Here is a 12,696-nt window from a genome sequence, read left to right as displayed (position 1 = left end):
TTTAACCTTCCTTCTCAATCTTATCTAATACTTGACGCAAGATTGAACCGTATTCATATTTGCCCGGGCAAACGAAAGAACATAATGCCAAGTCTTCTTCATCTAATTCAAGACAACCCAACGCTTGCGCGCCATCAGTATCGCCCACGATTAAATCGCGTAATAATAATGTCGGTAAAATATCCAACGGCATCACGCGCTCATAGCTACCGATTGGTACCATTGCACGTTCACCACCATTTTCTGCGGTAGTGAAGTTAAATAATTTCTTGCCAAAGTGACCAAGCACGGTACGGGTAATCGAATATTTATTCGGTTGTGGTGTAATCCAACCGAAGAACTCTTTCTCATTACCTTCTGCAATGACAGACACTTGTAATGCATAACGACCTAAATAATCATGCACACCTTTTGCCGTTTGACCGCAAAGTACTGAACCGGAAATCACGCGATTATTACCGTCTTTTAATTCACCTGCGGTTAATTGAGAGAGGTTCGCCCCGATGACTGTACGCACTAAACGTGGCGATTTGACTTGTGGTCCTGCAAGAGAAATCACGCGTTCTACATTGAGCTCACCAGTGGTAAATAATTTACCGATAGCGATCACATCTTGATAGTTGATATACCAAACAATTTTATTGATGCCCACCGGATCAATAAAATGGATATGTGTACCACTTAACCCTGCCGGATGTGGCCCGGCGAATTCATCTACGATCACATTACTCGCATGTGATGCCGGAATTTTATTATCCGGCGCTTTACATAAGTGAATGTTGCCGTCATGTAAACGACTTAACACGGTTAAGCCATTGACGAAATCATTTTCGGACGCAGCAATAATAACCGCAGGATCTGCTGCGAGGGGATTGGTGTCCATCGCATTAACGAAAATGGATGAAGGCACGCTATCAATCGCCGGAACTTTGCTGAATGGACGGGTACGGAACGCTGTCCATAAACCGGATTCCTGTAAATTTTTACGCACTTGCTCCGCACTTAACGTGTTCAGTTCAGCTGTCTCGTATTTATCGAAAGAAAGCGCTTCATTGCCTTCCACTTTAATTACTACAGACTGTAATACACGTTTCTCGCCACGATGAATCGCGGTGATCGTGCCACTCGCCGGTGCGGTGAAAATCACACCAGGATTCTTTTTGTCTTCAAAAAGCACCTGACCTTTTTTCACTACATCACCTTCGCGAACCTTCATCGAAGGGCGCATTCCCACATACTCTTCACCCAGCAAAGCAACTTCAGTAACGGTATTCCCGTTATGGATTACCTGCTCCGGTTTTCCTGCAATAGGAAGATCCAAGCCTTTTTTAATCGTAATCATATTGTTTGCACTACTTTTGTTAGATTAAAAATACAGCAATAACCCTGAGGTTATTACCTCGTCTTGAGTGATGGTTGTTGAAATGATTAAAGAAGAAAACGACAAGATGCCGCTACGACTAAATAATCGCTCTCCAACCGATAAAAATAAAACTCAAATTCTGTTTCAATTTTACGGACATTTGCCCCTAAAAACGTTAAATTTTTGCTAAAAAAATTGGCTCATTTTAACCAAATAATAACGTTCTTACCACTTTGAAAGCCGATTGTTTATGTATTTTTGTGAAAAACTTCACATTCTTTGCCAAAAATCAATTTTTAATTTCATAAGGTAATTACAAAGAGGTAGAGAACTTATTGCCCTACACCTGCACAATTAGGTGACTTTGGGAACTGCCGCCCCAATTTATCCCATTCTTGCTTGGTATAAAGATGCAATGCCAAAGCATGAATGCCATTTTTTAAGTCTTGAGAGAGTAATTGATAAATTTTTTGGTGACGAGCAACTTTGCTAATCCCCTCAAAGGCGTCACTTACCAATACAATTTTAAAATGCGAATCCGCACCACGCCCGGAGCTATGCATATGACTCTCGTTTTCAACCATAATAAAGTGCGGTTGAAATTCCTGGCATAATCGTTGTTCTAATGCTTGTTGTTTTGACATACTTCTTCCTTAAGGGATTTATTAAATGAGGAGACTATACAATTACTTGTAACTTTGTAAGAATAGCGCAAATTAATCAAACTTATGAGGATATTATGAAATTCAACATGAAAACCTTAATACTTGGCTCAGTCTTACTTTCAAGTGCATTATTGAGTGGTTGTCAAAGTGAGTCCAACACCTTACGTTTTACACCGGCTGCGCCACAAGCGAGCATGAATGTTAACCAATCCGCTGTTGTTTACGTCACCACTCGCGATATGCGCCAAGCCCCTGAAATTTCCAGTTATGTTGCCGATGGGAAACTTGTAAAATTATCGGCTATACCAAATGTCACCGAGCTATTCCAACAAGTTGAACAACAGAATCTTATCAGTAAAGGATTTCGCATTGGCACGGCAAATAACGCGAATGTAGCAGTCACCGTAAACGTGCAAGAGTTTTTTGCTAAAGTCAATCAAGGAAACTTACGCTACGATATCGATAGTAAAATCAAGTTGGCCATTCATGTTCAAGGCGCTAAAGGTCAATTCACCAAAAATATCGGGACAACACGGAATTACTCCGGTGCATTCTCTGCCAAAAATTCAGAGATCCAAAAAGTGTTAGGCGAAGCCTTTAATGACATCGTTCAGTCTATTTATAAAGACCAAGAAATCACCCAAGCAATTAATCAATACGCTAACTAAAAACACAGTGAAAAACTACCGCACTTTCTAGCTTAGCTCAGAAAAGAATGGTACAGATATCCGCTGCTTTTTAGGTCACAATCCCAAAGATAAAAATAACGCATAATTTGATTCCGATTTATGCGTTATTTTTTGCTTTGCAAAACACAAAATCAGAAAAAACAAAAGCCGCTAATTACTTAGCGGCTTTCTAGAATTTGGCTCCTCCTGCGGGACTCGAACCTGCGACATATGGATTAACAGTCCACCGTTCTACCGACTGAACTAAGGAGGAATAGTGGTGCCTCGAGGCGGAATCGAACCACCGACACGGGGATTTTCAATCCCCTGCTCTACCGACTGAGCTATCGAGGCAACTCATCAGTGGTGCGTATTAAACGTTTTTTTCAATTTCAAGTCAACATCTATTTTTAAAAAAGACGAAATAATTAACTTGTTTGCACATTTAACAAGCAAAACGTACATAACTGCTATATTTATCGAGAAAATTTTACTTCTCATACAAAGAAGAAAGCCCGCTTAATATTCATTACACGGGCAATAAATTTCACACAAGATTGCAATTAACGTCTAACTCGATAGTTCTTTTGCGCTTTATCGACTTTCACCAAATAATTTCGCGCCTGCGCGGATGGATGGCTAGTAGTCAAAATACGATACACTTGTTCCGGATAAAGTTGGTTAATTTTCATCATTGCCATCTCTTTATCATCGTTAAATACGCGCAATACTGCACCGGCACCACTGTTATACGCCGAAATCATGGCAAAGCGTTTCGATGTCGGGTTCGTAATACCATCTAAGTATTTATTTTGTAACAACCATAAATAAGCCGCTCCGGCATCAATGTTTTTCTCAGGATCAAATAAATAATTTTTACTTGGTTGACCACTCATGCCTTTCATTTGGAACACATCTCGTCCTGCGGTGTGCGGCACTACTTGCATTAAGCCCATAGCGTTAGCATAGCTTATCGCATACGGGTTAAAGCTCGATTCCGTTTGCATAATGCCCAGAATTAAACTTTCATCCAATCCATAATGACGTGCTACTTTACGCACAATAGGTAAATATTTTTGCGCCCGAACTTCCACGTGGTTAGCAATCATTGGAATTACCACAAATTGCACTTGATTACCATTTGATAAACGACGAGTTTGCAGTTTATTTTGAATTAAATACGTCGCAAAATTGCTTGCTGTAAACTGATCTGCAATAGAACCACCGCGATTATCGATCACCTGCCCGACCAAGAAGGGACGGGAACTAATCGGCACATCGCCGGAGGCAAATAAATCGATACCATTCGCATCAGAACCCATCAATAAAGTATGCACAATAGCATTATGTAAACGGTTCAAATCTGCCTGCGTTTCGATAGTAATCAAGCCCTCATCAAAACTTACATGGCTACGGGTGAAATAACGATCCGTATATTTTACATAGTCTTTACGGCTCGCCACTAATAGCTCATTCACCCCCCAAATACGATCGATATTATTGGCAAATTGTCCGGTTAAAATATCCAAGCCACGGGTATCTTTTGCAAAAGCTTCATCGTAATCCAATCCTCGATGGTGCGAACCGCCACCACAAGCATATAAAAAAGGGATAAGGGCTAAAATTAAATACTTCTTCATCTTTTATTTCGCTTCAGGGGGTGTGTAACCTTCAATATGTACATCTTTGCCTTCAAAAAGAAAGGCCACCATTTCCTGTTCCAATAACTTACGATGATCCGCATTCATCATGTTTAATTTTTTCTCATTCACCAACATGGTTTGTTTTTTCATCCATTCTGCCCATGCTTGTTTACTAATAGAATCAAAAATACGTTTACCCAATTCGCCCGGATACAACTGAAAATCCAACCCTTCGGCTTCTTGTTTTAAACGTTCACAAAATACCATTCTTGCCATAATGATTCCTTACATATTGAGTTAATAAATTCTTCACGGGCGTTGCCAACCCGATAGGTTCAGGATGCTGCGGATCATACCAACATTTGACCGCACTTAATAGGTCTGATTGATATTCCTCCGTTTTTTCCAGCACTTTTTTCCAAGGGGAACAATCCACATCTTCTATCTCAATTAGACCATCAACTTGCGCATAAATTGGATAAATATCTAAATGAAAATGGCTAAATGTATGGCGAAATGCCGGCCACTCCTGATATTGCCTAATCCTGTTTGCAGCTAAATAGGCTAATAACGCCTGCTTTTCAGTAAATTGCGGAAAACAATACAATCCGCCCCATAAACCGGCGCTTTCCCGTTGTTCCAAGGCAATTTTGCCGTTTTGTTCTAACAACAAGAAATAACTTTCTCGTTCCGGTAGCGTTTTTTTCGGCTTTTTACCGGGATAAGCCTGCCAATTTTGTTCGGCCTTTGCTCGACAGTCCTTTTTTAGCGGACAAAGATCGCATTTGGGCTTGGTTCGCGTACACACCATTGCACCAAGATCCATCATTGCCTGATTAAAATCCGCCACCTGTTCCGTTGGGGTCACCTGCGCGGTCAATTGCCACAAACGATCTTCCGTTTTCTTCTCGCCCGGCCAACCATCCACGGTAAAATAACGGGATAACACCCGCTTCACATTACCGTCCAGAATGGGATAAGGCGCATTCAAACAAGAAGATAACACTGCTCCTGCCGTACTTCTCCCCACACCGGGCAATGCCCAGACTTGTTCAAATTCTATCGGAAATATGCCGCCATATTGATCACGCATGATTTGCGCCGCTTTATGCAAATTTCGCGCCCGCGCGTAATAACCCAAGCCCGTCCACAAATGCAGCACCTCATCTAACGGCGCATCAGCAAGTGCGGTCAAATTAGGAAACGTTTTAACAAAACGTTCAAAATACGGAATGACCGTTGCCACCTGCGTTTGCTGCAGCATTACTTCTGACAACCAAACGCCATACAAGGTTTTATTTTGTTGCCACGGCAAATTTTTCCGCCCGAACTTGGCATACCACGACAGTACGGCATGTGCAAAAGGCGCATGAGGAGATGATTGAGCGAGCATAAATCCTGATATATTCAATAAAAGTGCGGTCGCAAAAAACAACGTTTTTGAACGTCAATTTTGCCGCCAACCTAAAGAGGTAAACAACTGAACTTAATTCGATTGCGCGTAAAATATTCGCTGTTTTTCAACCGCTTGATAACACAAAAACCGGCAAAGTTTATCACAAAGTACAATGCACCTTCAGCAAACTTCAAGAAATCCCTTAGGGTTTAACCGGGCTAAATTGCTAATGTATTGGAAACAGCCTATAATCAGCCGCTAAAATTTTACGCAGACAACCATTTTAACTTCAAAGAAGACATGTTAGAAACGCAATCAGAACATTCCATTCAACCGACTTTTGCCGACCAAAAACGCAAAACCGTTGAGGCTGCCGAGTTTACCGAAGACGGACGTTATAAACGCAAAGTGCGCAGCTTCGTATTACGCACCGGACGCTTAAGCGATTATCAAAAAAACGCTATGAACCAAAACTGGGCGGCACTCGGCTTAGACTATCAACCGCAGCCATTTGATTTCAATGCAATTTACGGCAACGACAATCCGGTCATTTTGGAAATTGGCTTCGGCATGGGCAGTTCACTTGTGGAAATGGCTGCACAAAATCCTGATAAAAATTACTTAGGCATTGAAGTGCATACACCGGGTGTAGGTGCTTGTATCGCTTATGCCGTAGAAAAAGGCGTTACCAATTTACGCGTGATTTGCCACGATGCCACTGAAATTCTGCGAGACAGCATTGCCGACCAAAGTCTCGGTGGGTTACAACTGTTTTTCCCAGATCCGTGGCACAAAGCGAGACATCACAAACGCCGTATCGTACAACCGCACTTTATTGACCGTTTATTAAATAAATTGCAGGCAGGTGCTTTCATTCACATGGCAACCGACTGGCAAAACTATGCGGAACATATGTTGGACGTGTTGCAACAATATCCGCAATTACGCAATACGTCAGACACAAACGACTACATCCCTCGCCCTGATTTTCGCCCGTTGACCAAATTTGAACAACGCGGTCACCGCCTTGGCCACGGCGTATGGGATCTGTATTTCATCAAGTCTTAATTTCATCCACCTCAATAGAAGGAAATCATCATGGCTATTAAACGTAACCAAAGACAACGCAAAAAAATGCATATTGCCGAATTCCAAGAATTAGGCTTTTTAGTGCAATGGCAATTTGCTGAAGGCACTTCCGTAGAACAAATCGACAGCACCGTTGACCGTTTCATCAGCGAAGTGATCCAACAAAACGGTTTGGCTTACGAAGGCAGCGGCTACTTACACTGGGAAGGTTTAGTGTGCTTAGAAAAAATCGGTAAATGCGATGCGTCTCACCAAGAATTAGTGAAAAACTGGTTAACGCAAAACGGCTTACAACAAGTGGAAGTTAGCGAATTATTTGATATTTGGTGGGATTACCCAACAAAATAATCACTGTTAAAAACAGTTAAAAAATAGCTAAAAAACAGACCGCACTTTCCGCGCCCACAAAACGCAATAAAAGTGCGGTCTTTTTTTGTGTTGTTTACAAAACACGATGATCAATACTTCACGACATTTGCCTTAACTTGAATTTTCTCACCATTATCAAACAGCAACATCAGCGGAAAATATCCTCCTGCCTGTAAAGCCGTAGCAGAATCAAACACCATAATATGCAAACCGCCCGGCTTCAGTTTTACGTTGCCTTTGGCAGGAATTTCAATGCCATCCGTGGTGATCATTTTGCCGTTTTGTGTGCCGTGCAAAACCAAATTTGCCGGCTGACTGCTCTGCACCATCGCAAGATTAACGGCTTCATTACCGTCATTATGCAGTTCCATAAAAACAGCCGTTGGTTCACCCGCCTGTTGGGTTGCAAAAATAGTAGGATTGGTCACACTGATTTTTGCCAACGTGCCTAGAGGCAAAAGTGCGGTCATAAAAAACAACGTTTTAAAAATACGTCGCATCGTTTTCTCCTTTTTCATTTCTTATTGATTTCGTCGGCATTGCCGATTGCCTTTAAAATATAGCAGAAAAATGCTATATTACCGCCCACTTTTTCATACCTATTTTATGCAATTCTAAAACCTCAATGGCAAATTATTACGACATTACACTCGCCCTAGCCGGTGTCTGCCAAGCGGCAAAATTAGTGCAACAACTGGCGTTAAATGGCGAAGCGGACTCAACGGCATTAGAAACCGGTTTAAACAGTTTGCTAAAAACCGCACCGGATACAGCATTAGATGTTTTTGGCGGCGAGCTAAACAACCTGAAATTGGGGTTAACCACACTTTGCGAACAGCTTAACGGCAGCGAGCCGGAACTAGGTCGTTATTGGCTCAGTCTGTTAGCATTGGCGGCAAAACTCAACAAAACCCCGGAAGCCAAACAAGAATTGGCGCGCCGTATTCAATATTTACCCACACAGCTGGAACATTATCATTTACTCGATGAACAGATGCTGTCTAATTTTGCCGGCATTTATGTGGACGTTATCAGCCCGTTAGGTCGCCGAATTCAAGTGACCGGCGTTACTCAATATTTACAGCATTTAGGCACACAAAATCGCATTCGCGCCGCGTTATTAGCCGGCATCCGTTCCGCTATTTTGTGGCAACAAGTGGGCGGCACCAAATGGCAACTGCTGTTTTTCCGTCGCAAAATCGCCACCACGGCACAACACATTCTCTCTTCTCTTTAATATGGAGCTTTCATCTATGCAACTTAGCGCGCTAACCGCACTTTCCCCGATTGATGGTCGTTATCAAGACAAAACCGCCCGTTTACGTCATATTTTCAGCGAATTCGGTTTATTAAAATTCCGCGTTACGGTGGAAGTTCGTTGGTTACAAAAATTGGCAGCAACCGCACAAATCACCGAAGTTCCTTCTTTGTCAAAAGAAGCAAACGATTACCTTAACCAAATTGTCGCTAATTTTGCTATTGAAGATGCCGAGCGCATTAAAGAAATTGAAAGAACGACCAACCACGATGTGAAAGCGGTGGAATATTTCCTTAAAGAAAAAAGCGCAGCCTTACCTGAATTGGCGGCAGTCAGCGAATTTATTCACTTTGCCTGCACCTCCGAAGACATCAACAACCTTTCCCACGCCTTAATGCTAAACACCGCGCGTGAAGAAGTGTTGCTGCCGGAGTGGCAAAATTTAATCGAAAAAATCACCGCACTTGCCGAGCAATATAAAACCATTCCACTGCTTTCCCGCACGCACGGACAACCGGCATCGCCAACTACCGTAGGCAAAGAAATGGCCAACGTGGTGTATCGTTTAAGACGCCAATACAAACAATTACAACACATTGATATTCTGGGTAAAATCAACGGCGCTGTGGGCAACTATAATGCCCATTTATCCGCTTACCCGAATATTGATTGGCATACCTTCAGCGAAGAATTCGTGACCTCTTTGGGCATTACATGGAACCCGTACACCACTCAAATCGAACCGCATGATTACATCGCCGAATTGTTCGATTGCGTAGCGCGTTTTAACACTATCGTGATCGACTTCGACCGCGACCTATGGGGTTACATCGCATTAAATCATTTCAAACAACGTACTATCGCTGGTGAAATCGGTTCTTCCACCATGCCACACAAAGTCAACCCAATCGACTTCGAGAACTCCGAAGGCAACCTTGGTTTGGCAAACGCCGTGATGGCACACTTAGGCAGTAAATTACCGATTTCCCGTTGGCAACGCGATTTAACGGATTCCACCGTGTTGCGCAACCTTGGCGTAGGTTTAGGCTACTGCTTAATCGCCTATGCAGCGACCCAAAAAGGCATCAGCAAATTAGAAGTGAATGAAGCCCATTTACGTGAAGAATTGGATCAAAACTGGGAAGTGCTCGCCGAACCAATTCAAACCGTGATGCGTCGTTACGGCATTGAAAAACCGTACGAAAAACTGAAAGAACTCACCCGCGGCAAACGCGTCGATGCTAAAGCGATGTTTGATTTTATTGAGAAATTAGACATTCCGGCAGAAGAAAAAGCACGCTTGCAACAACTCACGCCGGCAAGCTATATCGGTGCGGCAGTACAGTTGGTGGAAAAACTGTAACATCATTAAAAAACGGTCGTATTAAATACGACCGTTTTTCTTTTTACGCTTTTCTCAGTCCAAAATTCACGAAAAAAACGACCGCACTTTTCACTCTCACCACCAAATCTTAATATTGAGAACAATTTGCATTTATGCAAATATCCCCCTAGAATAGACACCGTTCAAATTTGCCATTTAGGCAAAATCTATTTGAATAAACATCTTTTAAAAGGAGCATTTATGAAACTTAACGCATTAAAACTAGCAACACTTACCGCAGCATTGGCATTCTCTAGCACCGCTTTTGCTGACATCACCGTGTATAACGGTCAACACAAAGAAGCGGCCAAAGCCGTCTCAGAAGCTTTTACCAAAGAAACCGGTATTAAAGTCACTTTAAACAGTGCTAAAAGCGAACAGCTTGCCGGTCAATTAAAAGAAGAAGGCGACAAAACCCCGGCTGATGTATTCTATACCGAACAAGTCGCCTCCTTTGTTGGATTATCCGATGCAGATCTACTCGAACCACTCTCTGCAGACATCATTAAACAGACCCAATACAAAGGCGTTCCGGTAGCACCGAAAAAAGACTGGATTGCCTTAAGTGGTCGTTCCCGAGTGGTGGTTTATGACAAAAATAAACTCTCCGAAAAAGACATGGAAAAATCCGTGTTAGATTACGCCACCCCAAAATGGAAAGATAAAATCGGTTATGTGCCAACTTCCGGTGCATTCTTAGAACAAGTTGTCGCTATCACCAAACTAAAAGGCGAACAAGCGGCGTTAGACTGGTTAAAAGGCTTGAAAGAAAATGGCAAACTCTATGCGAAAAACAGCGTGGCATTACAAGCCGTTGAAAATGGCGAAGTGCCGGCCGCGTTGATTAACAACTATTATTGGTATGCCTTAGCAAAAGAAAAAGGCGAAGATAAATTAAACTCCCGTTTATACTTCATCCGTCACCAAGATCCGGGTGCATTAGTCACCTACTCCGGTGCCGCAGTGTTGAAAGGCTCTAAAAATAAAGAAGAAGCGAAAAAGTTCGTCGAATTCTTAGCCAGCAAAAAAGGCCAAGAAGCCCTCGTTGCTGTTCGAGCAGAATACCCATTGCGCGCTGACGTAGTTTCCCCATTCAACATGGAACCTTACGCAAAATTAGAAGCCCCTGAAGTCACCGCAACAACGGCGCAAGACAAAGAAAAAGCCAATAAATTAATTGAGCAAGCGGGATTGAAATAATCGTATCACAACAGTATCTCTCAACGTGAAATACCGTGGGTACAGTTAAAAATATAAAAAGCCACCTAAAAGTGCGGTCGTTTTTCAACGCATTTTTCGGGTGGCTTTTTTGTTGCGAGCGAAATAGCTAAACAAGAAAAAGTTTCCAATAAGATGGAAACTTTTTGAGTTTAGTCTTTCTTAATCGGAGGATTCGCATAAATCGGCAATGATGAACGAGAAACCTTAACATATGGACATTTTTGTCTCATTTGGTGTTGGAACACTTCTGCTTTGCGTCTGCTATTGGTTTTCTCATAATTGGTTCCTAAAATCACTTCATCTACTACATTGCTGATATCGGCATAAGGTAAATAAATAGATTTCGTTGTTTTGCAATATTCAATTTCTTCCGAGCCGATTTCTGCCATTTTTAGCACACGGAATTCTTCTTCATCGCGGAAAGCAAAGTCTTTGAACAGATAACGAATATATTCCAAAGCGTTTTTATTTTCATCATTAACATTAGCCTTCTTCTTGAAAAACTTAATGAGTTGTTGTAACGCCTCTTTAAGTTTTTTGATACGATATTTATGCCATTCACTATTTTTATCTACAGACTTCAAACAAATACCAAATTTAAAATTATCAAGCCATATTTCACATTTTTCTTCGGCAATGTATTCATCTTTATATGCAATATAAGCAACTTGATAAAGTGGTAGTTTTTCATATTCCACGTTGGAAATATCCGTCTCCTTAAATTCAGCTGAATTTTTGTCCAGATTTTTTATAAGATCACGGAAGGGTGCTGAAATGTCCGGTTCTCTTAACCAATTCCCGTTTTTATTAAATACCAAACAACATCCCGAAGCCTCCACCCCATCTTCTTTGCCATACAGACGGAATTGATTTAAATCGTTCACCCGACTAGAAAAACAGGCAAAAAAAGCATTGTGAGGTGAACAATCTGTTTTATTTTCCAACTCCAAATCTGGCAATGCTAACAACTCCATTAACCCTTTTCCTTCAGAAGGATCGTTCATATAGGAAGAACTGCCTATTCGCATTGGCTTGGAATTTTTCTCATTCACAACACCAAACAATTTGTTACACACTGTGGAAGACGTGTAATGCGCAAGCGGAGTTGAACCCAGTTCAATCGGAGGAATATTTAAAACAGCTAGAATAGTAGAAACTGCGTCCTCAAATTCCTTATCTAGACGTTTACTCATATCTGAGAATAACGCGTTACGTATATCTTGTTTTTTCTTCTCCCAATAAGAAGGCCAATTTTTTTCAAGAAAGCTAATATTTCTGTGACAACGATCAATCCAAGATTGAGCATTGTTTTGCTGTTGAATTCGTGTTTGCTCATCACTCAGCTGTTCGGTAAGTTTGAGTCGCTCTTGGTTGTGCTCAGCTGCTTTTGTAAATAAATCCTTCGCTTCCGTTATGTCTTTAACCTTCCGTGCCTGCTCTAAATAACAAAGACCAAGCCAAAATTGAGCATTGTTTTGCTGTTGAATACCTGTTTGCTCATCATTTAGCTGTTTGGCAAGTTTAAGTTGCTCTTGGTGGTGCTCAATAGCTTGGGCAAATAACCCCTTCGCCTCTGTTATATCTCTAACCTTCCGTGCCTGCTCTAAATAACAAAGACCAAGCCAAAATTGAGCATTGTT

Annotated in this window: 13 protein-coding genes and 2 tRNA genes; 6 read left to right on the top strand and 9 right to left on the bottom strand. The window is 41.7% G+C overall.

The genetic code is table 11. The annotated features are described in order from the left end of the window. Window position 1: 1 nt before the first annotated feature. On the bottom strand, window positions 2-1,342 hold the full coding sequence (locus tag ACO5E4_RS08795) for a Na(+)-translocating NADH-quinone reductase subunit A (RefSeq protein WP_485862780.1): 1,341 nt from the start codon (window positions 1,340-1,342) through the stop codon (window positions 2-4). 353 nt (window positions 1,343-1,695) lie between these two features. Next, the gene (locus ACO5E4_RS08790) at window positions 1,696-2,007 is read right to left on the bottom strand and encodes a BolA/IbaG family iron-sulfur metabolism protein (RefSeq protein WP_314954428.1); all 312 of its coding nucleotides are present in this window, start codon (window positions 2,005-2,007) and stop codon (window positions 1,696-1,698) included. A gap of 95 nt (window positions 2,008-2,102) precedes the next feature. Here ACO5E4_RS08790 and ACO5E4_RS08785 point away from each other — a divergent pair, with 95 nt between their 5' ends. Beyond that, window positions 2,103-2,696 (top strand): YajG family lipoprotein, encoded by a 594-nt coding sequence (locus tag ACO5E4_RS08785; RefSeq protein ID WP_485862779.1) that lies wholly within the window; start codon window positions 2,103-2,105, stop codon window positions 2,694-2,696. A gap of 198 nt (window positions 2,697-2,894) precedes the next feature. Here ACO5E4_RS08785 and ACO5E4_RS08780 read toward each other — a convergent pair. The 5 genes from ACO5E4_RS08780 to mutY form a co-directional block, all read right to left on the bottom strand. Continuing rightward, a tRNA-Asn gene (locus tag ACO5E4_RS08780) sits at window positions 2,895-2,970 on the bottom strand. A 4-nt stretch (window positions 2,971-2,974) separates the two neighbouring features. Then, a tRNA-Phe gene (locus ACO5E4_RS08775) sits at window positions 2,975-3,050 on the bottom strand. Between the two features lie 209 nt (window positions 3,051-3,259). Then, complete coding sequence (mltC, locus tag ACO5E4_RS08770) at window positions 3,260-4,336, bottom strand: membrane-bound lytic murein transglycosylase MltC (RefSeq protein WP_314954425.1); 1,077 nt, start codon at window positions 4,334-4,336, stop codon at window positions 3,260-3,262. Between the two features lie 3 nt (window positions 4,337-4,339). Further along, window positions 4,340-4,615 carry an oxidative damage protection protein gene (locus tag ACO5E4_RS08765; RefSeq protein WP_454905510.1) on the bottom strand — a complete coding sequence of 92 codons (276 nt, stop codon included), beginning with the start codon at window positions 4,613-4,615 and terminating at the stop codon, window positions 4,340-4,342. Next, window positions 4,593-5,732, bottom strand: a complete 1,140-nt coding sequence (mutY, locus tag ACO5E4_RS08760) for an A/G-specific adenine glycosylase (RefSeq protein ID WP_485862778.1) — start codon at window positions 5,730-5,732, stop codon at window positions 4,593-4,595. The genes ACO5E4_RS08765 and mutY overlap by 23 nt, the downstream gene beginning before the upstream one ends. A gap of 303 nt (window positions 5,733-6,035) precedes the next feature. On the opposite strand from mutY, the gene trmB reads away from it, so the two are divergent. Continuing rightward, a complete protein-coding gene (trmB, locus tag ACO5E4_RS08755; RefSeq protein ID WP_165817790.1) occupies window positions 6,036-6,803 on the top strand; it encodes a tRNA (guanosine(46)-N7)-methyltransferase TrmB in 768 nt (255 codons plus the stop codon). Window positions 6,804-6,833: 30 nt separating this feature from the next. Next, the gene (locus tag ACO5E4_RS08750; protein ID WP_006719446.1) at window positions 6,834-7,172 is read left to right on the top strand and encodes a YggL family protein; all 339 of its coding nucleotides are present in this window, start codon (window positions 6,834-6,836) and stop codon (window positions 7,170-7,172) included. Window positions 7,173-7,282: 110 nt separating this feature from the next. Here ACO5E4_RS08750 and ACO5E4_RS08745 read toward each other — a convergent pair whose 3' ends face one another. Beyond that, window positions 7,283-7,693, bottom strand: coding sequence for a copper chaperone PCu(A)C (locus ACO5E4_RS08745; RefSeq protein WP_485862777.1), 411 nt, complete (start codon window positions 7,691-7,693; stop codon window positions 7,283-7,285). Between the two features lie 125 nt (window positions 7,694-7,818). Between ACO5E4_RS08745 and hflD the strand changes: the two genes are divergently transcribed. From hflD to ACO5E4_RS08730, 3 genes are all read left to right on the top strand, one after another. Then, complete coding sequence (gene hflD, locus ACO5E4_RS08740; RefSeq protein ID WP_485862776.1) at window positions 7,819-8,430, top strand: high frequency lysogenization protein HflD; 612 nt, start codon at window positions 7,819-7,821, stop codon at window positions 8,428-8,430. A gap of 16 nt (window positions 8,431-8,446) precedes the next feature. Then, a complete protein-coding gene (gene purB, locus ACO5E4_RS08735) occupies window positions 8,447-9,814 on the top strand; it encodes an adenylosuccinate lyase (protein WP_485862775.1) in 1,368 nt (455 codons plus the stop codon). A 222-nt stretch (window positions 9,815-10,036) separates the two neighbouring features. Further along, window positions 10,037-11,035, top strand: a complete 999-nt coding sequence (locus tag ACO5E4_RS08730; RefSeq protein WP_485862774.1) for an iron ABC transporter substrate-binding protein — start codon at window positions 10,037-10,039, stop codon at window positions 11,033-11,035. A 170-nt stretch (window positions 11,036-11,205) separates the two neighbouring features. On the opposite strand, the gene ACO5E4_RS08725 is transcribed toward ACO5E4_RS08730, so the two are convergent. Next, on the bottom strand, window positions 11,206-12,696 hold a 1,491-nt coding region (locus ACO5E4_RS08725), incomplete at its 5' end, for a tetratricopeptide repeat protein (RefSeq protein ID WP_485862773.1).

The sequence above is a fragment of the Aggregatibacter sp. genome (assembly GCF_057314075.1).
This window is presented reverse-complemented; position numbering and strand designations above follow the sequence as displayed.

Excerpts from the sequence above, each read along its gene's own strand:
- ACO5E4_RS08745 (WP_485862777.1), bottom strand. The coding sequence starts at position 7,693 with ATGCGACGTATTTTTAAAACGTTGTTTTTTATGACCGCACTTTTGCCT.
- hflD (WP_485862776.1), top strand. The coding sequence starts at position 7,819 with ATGGCAAATTATTACGACATTACACTCGCCCTAGCCGGTGTCTGCCAA.
- ACO5E4_RS08785 (WP_485862779.1), top strand. The coding sequence starts at position 2,103 with ATGAAATTCAACATGAAAACCTTAATACTTGGCTCAGTCTTACTTTCA.
- mutY (WP_485862778.1), bottom strand. The coding sequence starts at position 5,732 with ATGCTCGCTCAATCATCTCCTCATGCGCCTTTTGCACATGCCGTACTG.
- ACO5E4_RS08750 (WP_006719446.1), top strand. The coding sequence starts at position 6,834 with ATGGCTATTAAACGTAACCAAAGACAACGCAAAAAAATGCATATTGCC.
- trmB (WP_165817790.1), top strand. The coding sequence starts at position 6,036 with ATGTTAGAAACGCAATCAGAACATTCCATTCAACCGACTTTTGCCGAC.
- ACO5E4_RS08730 (WP_485862774.1), top strand. The coding sequence starts at position 10,037 with ATGAAACTTAACGCATTAAAACTAGCAACACTTACCGCAGCATTGGCA.
- ACO5E4_RS08790 (WP_314954428.1), bottom strand. The coding sequence starts at position 2,007 with ATGTCAAAACAACAAGCATTAGAACAACGATTATGCCAGGAATTTCAA.
- ACO5E4_RS08795 (WP_485862780.1), bottom strand. The coding sequence starts at position 1,342 with ATGATTACGATTAAAAAAGGCTTGGATCTTCCTATTGCAGGAAAACCG.
- purB (WP_485862775.1), top strand. The coding sequence starts at position 8,447 with ATGCAACTTAGCGCGCTAACCGCACTTTCCCCGATTGATGGTCGTTAT.
- ACO5E4_RS08765 (WP_454905510.1), bottom strand. The coding sequence starts at position 4,615 with ATGGCAAGAATGGTATTTTGTGAACGTTTAAAACAAGAAGCCGAAGGG.
- mltC (WP_314954425.1), bottom strand. The coding sequence starts at position 4,336 with ATGAAGAAGTATTTAATTTTAGCCCTTATCCCTTTTTTATATGCTTGT.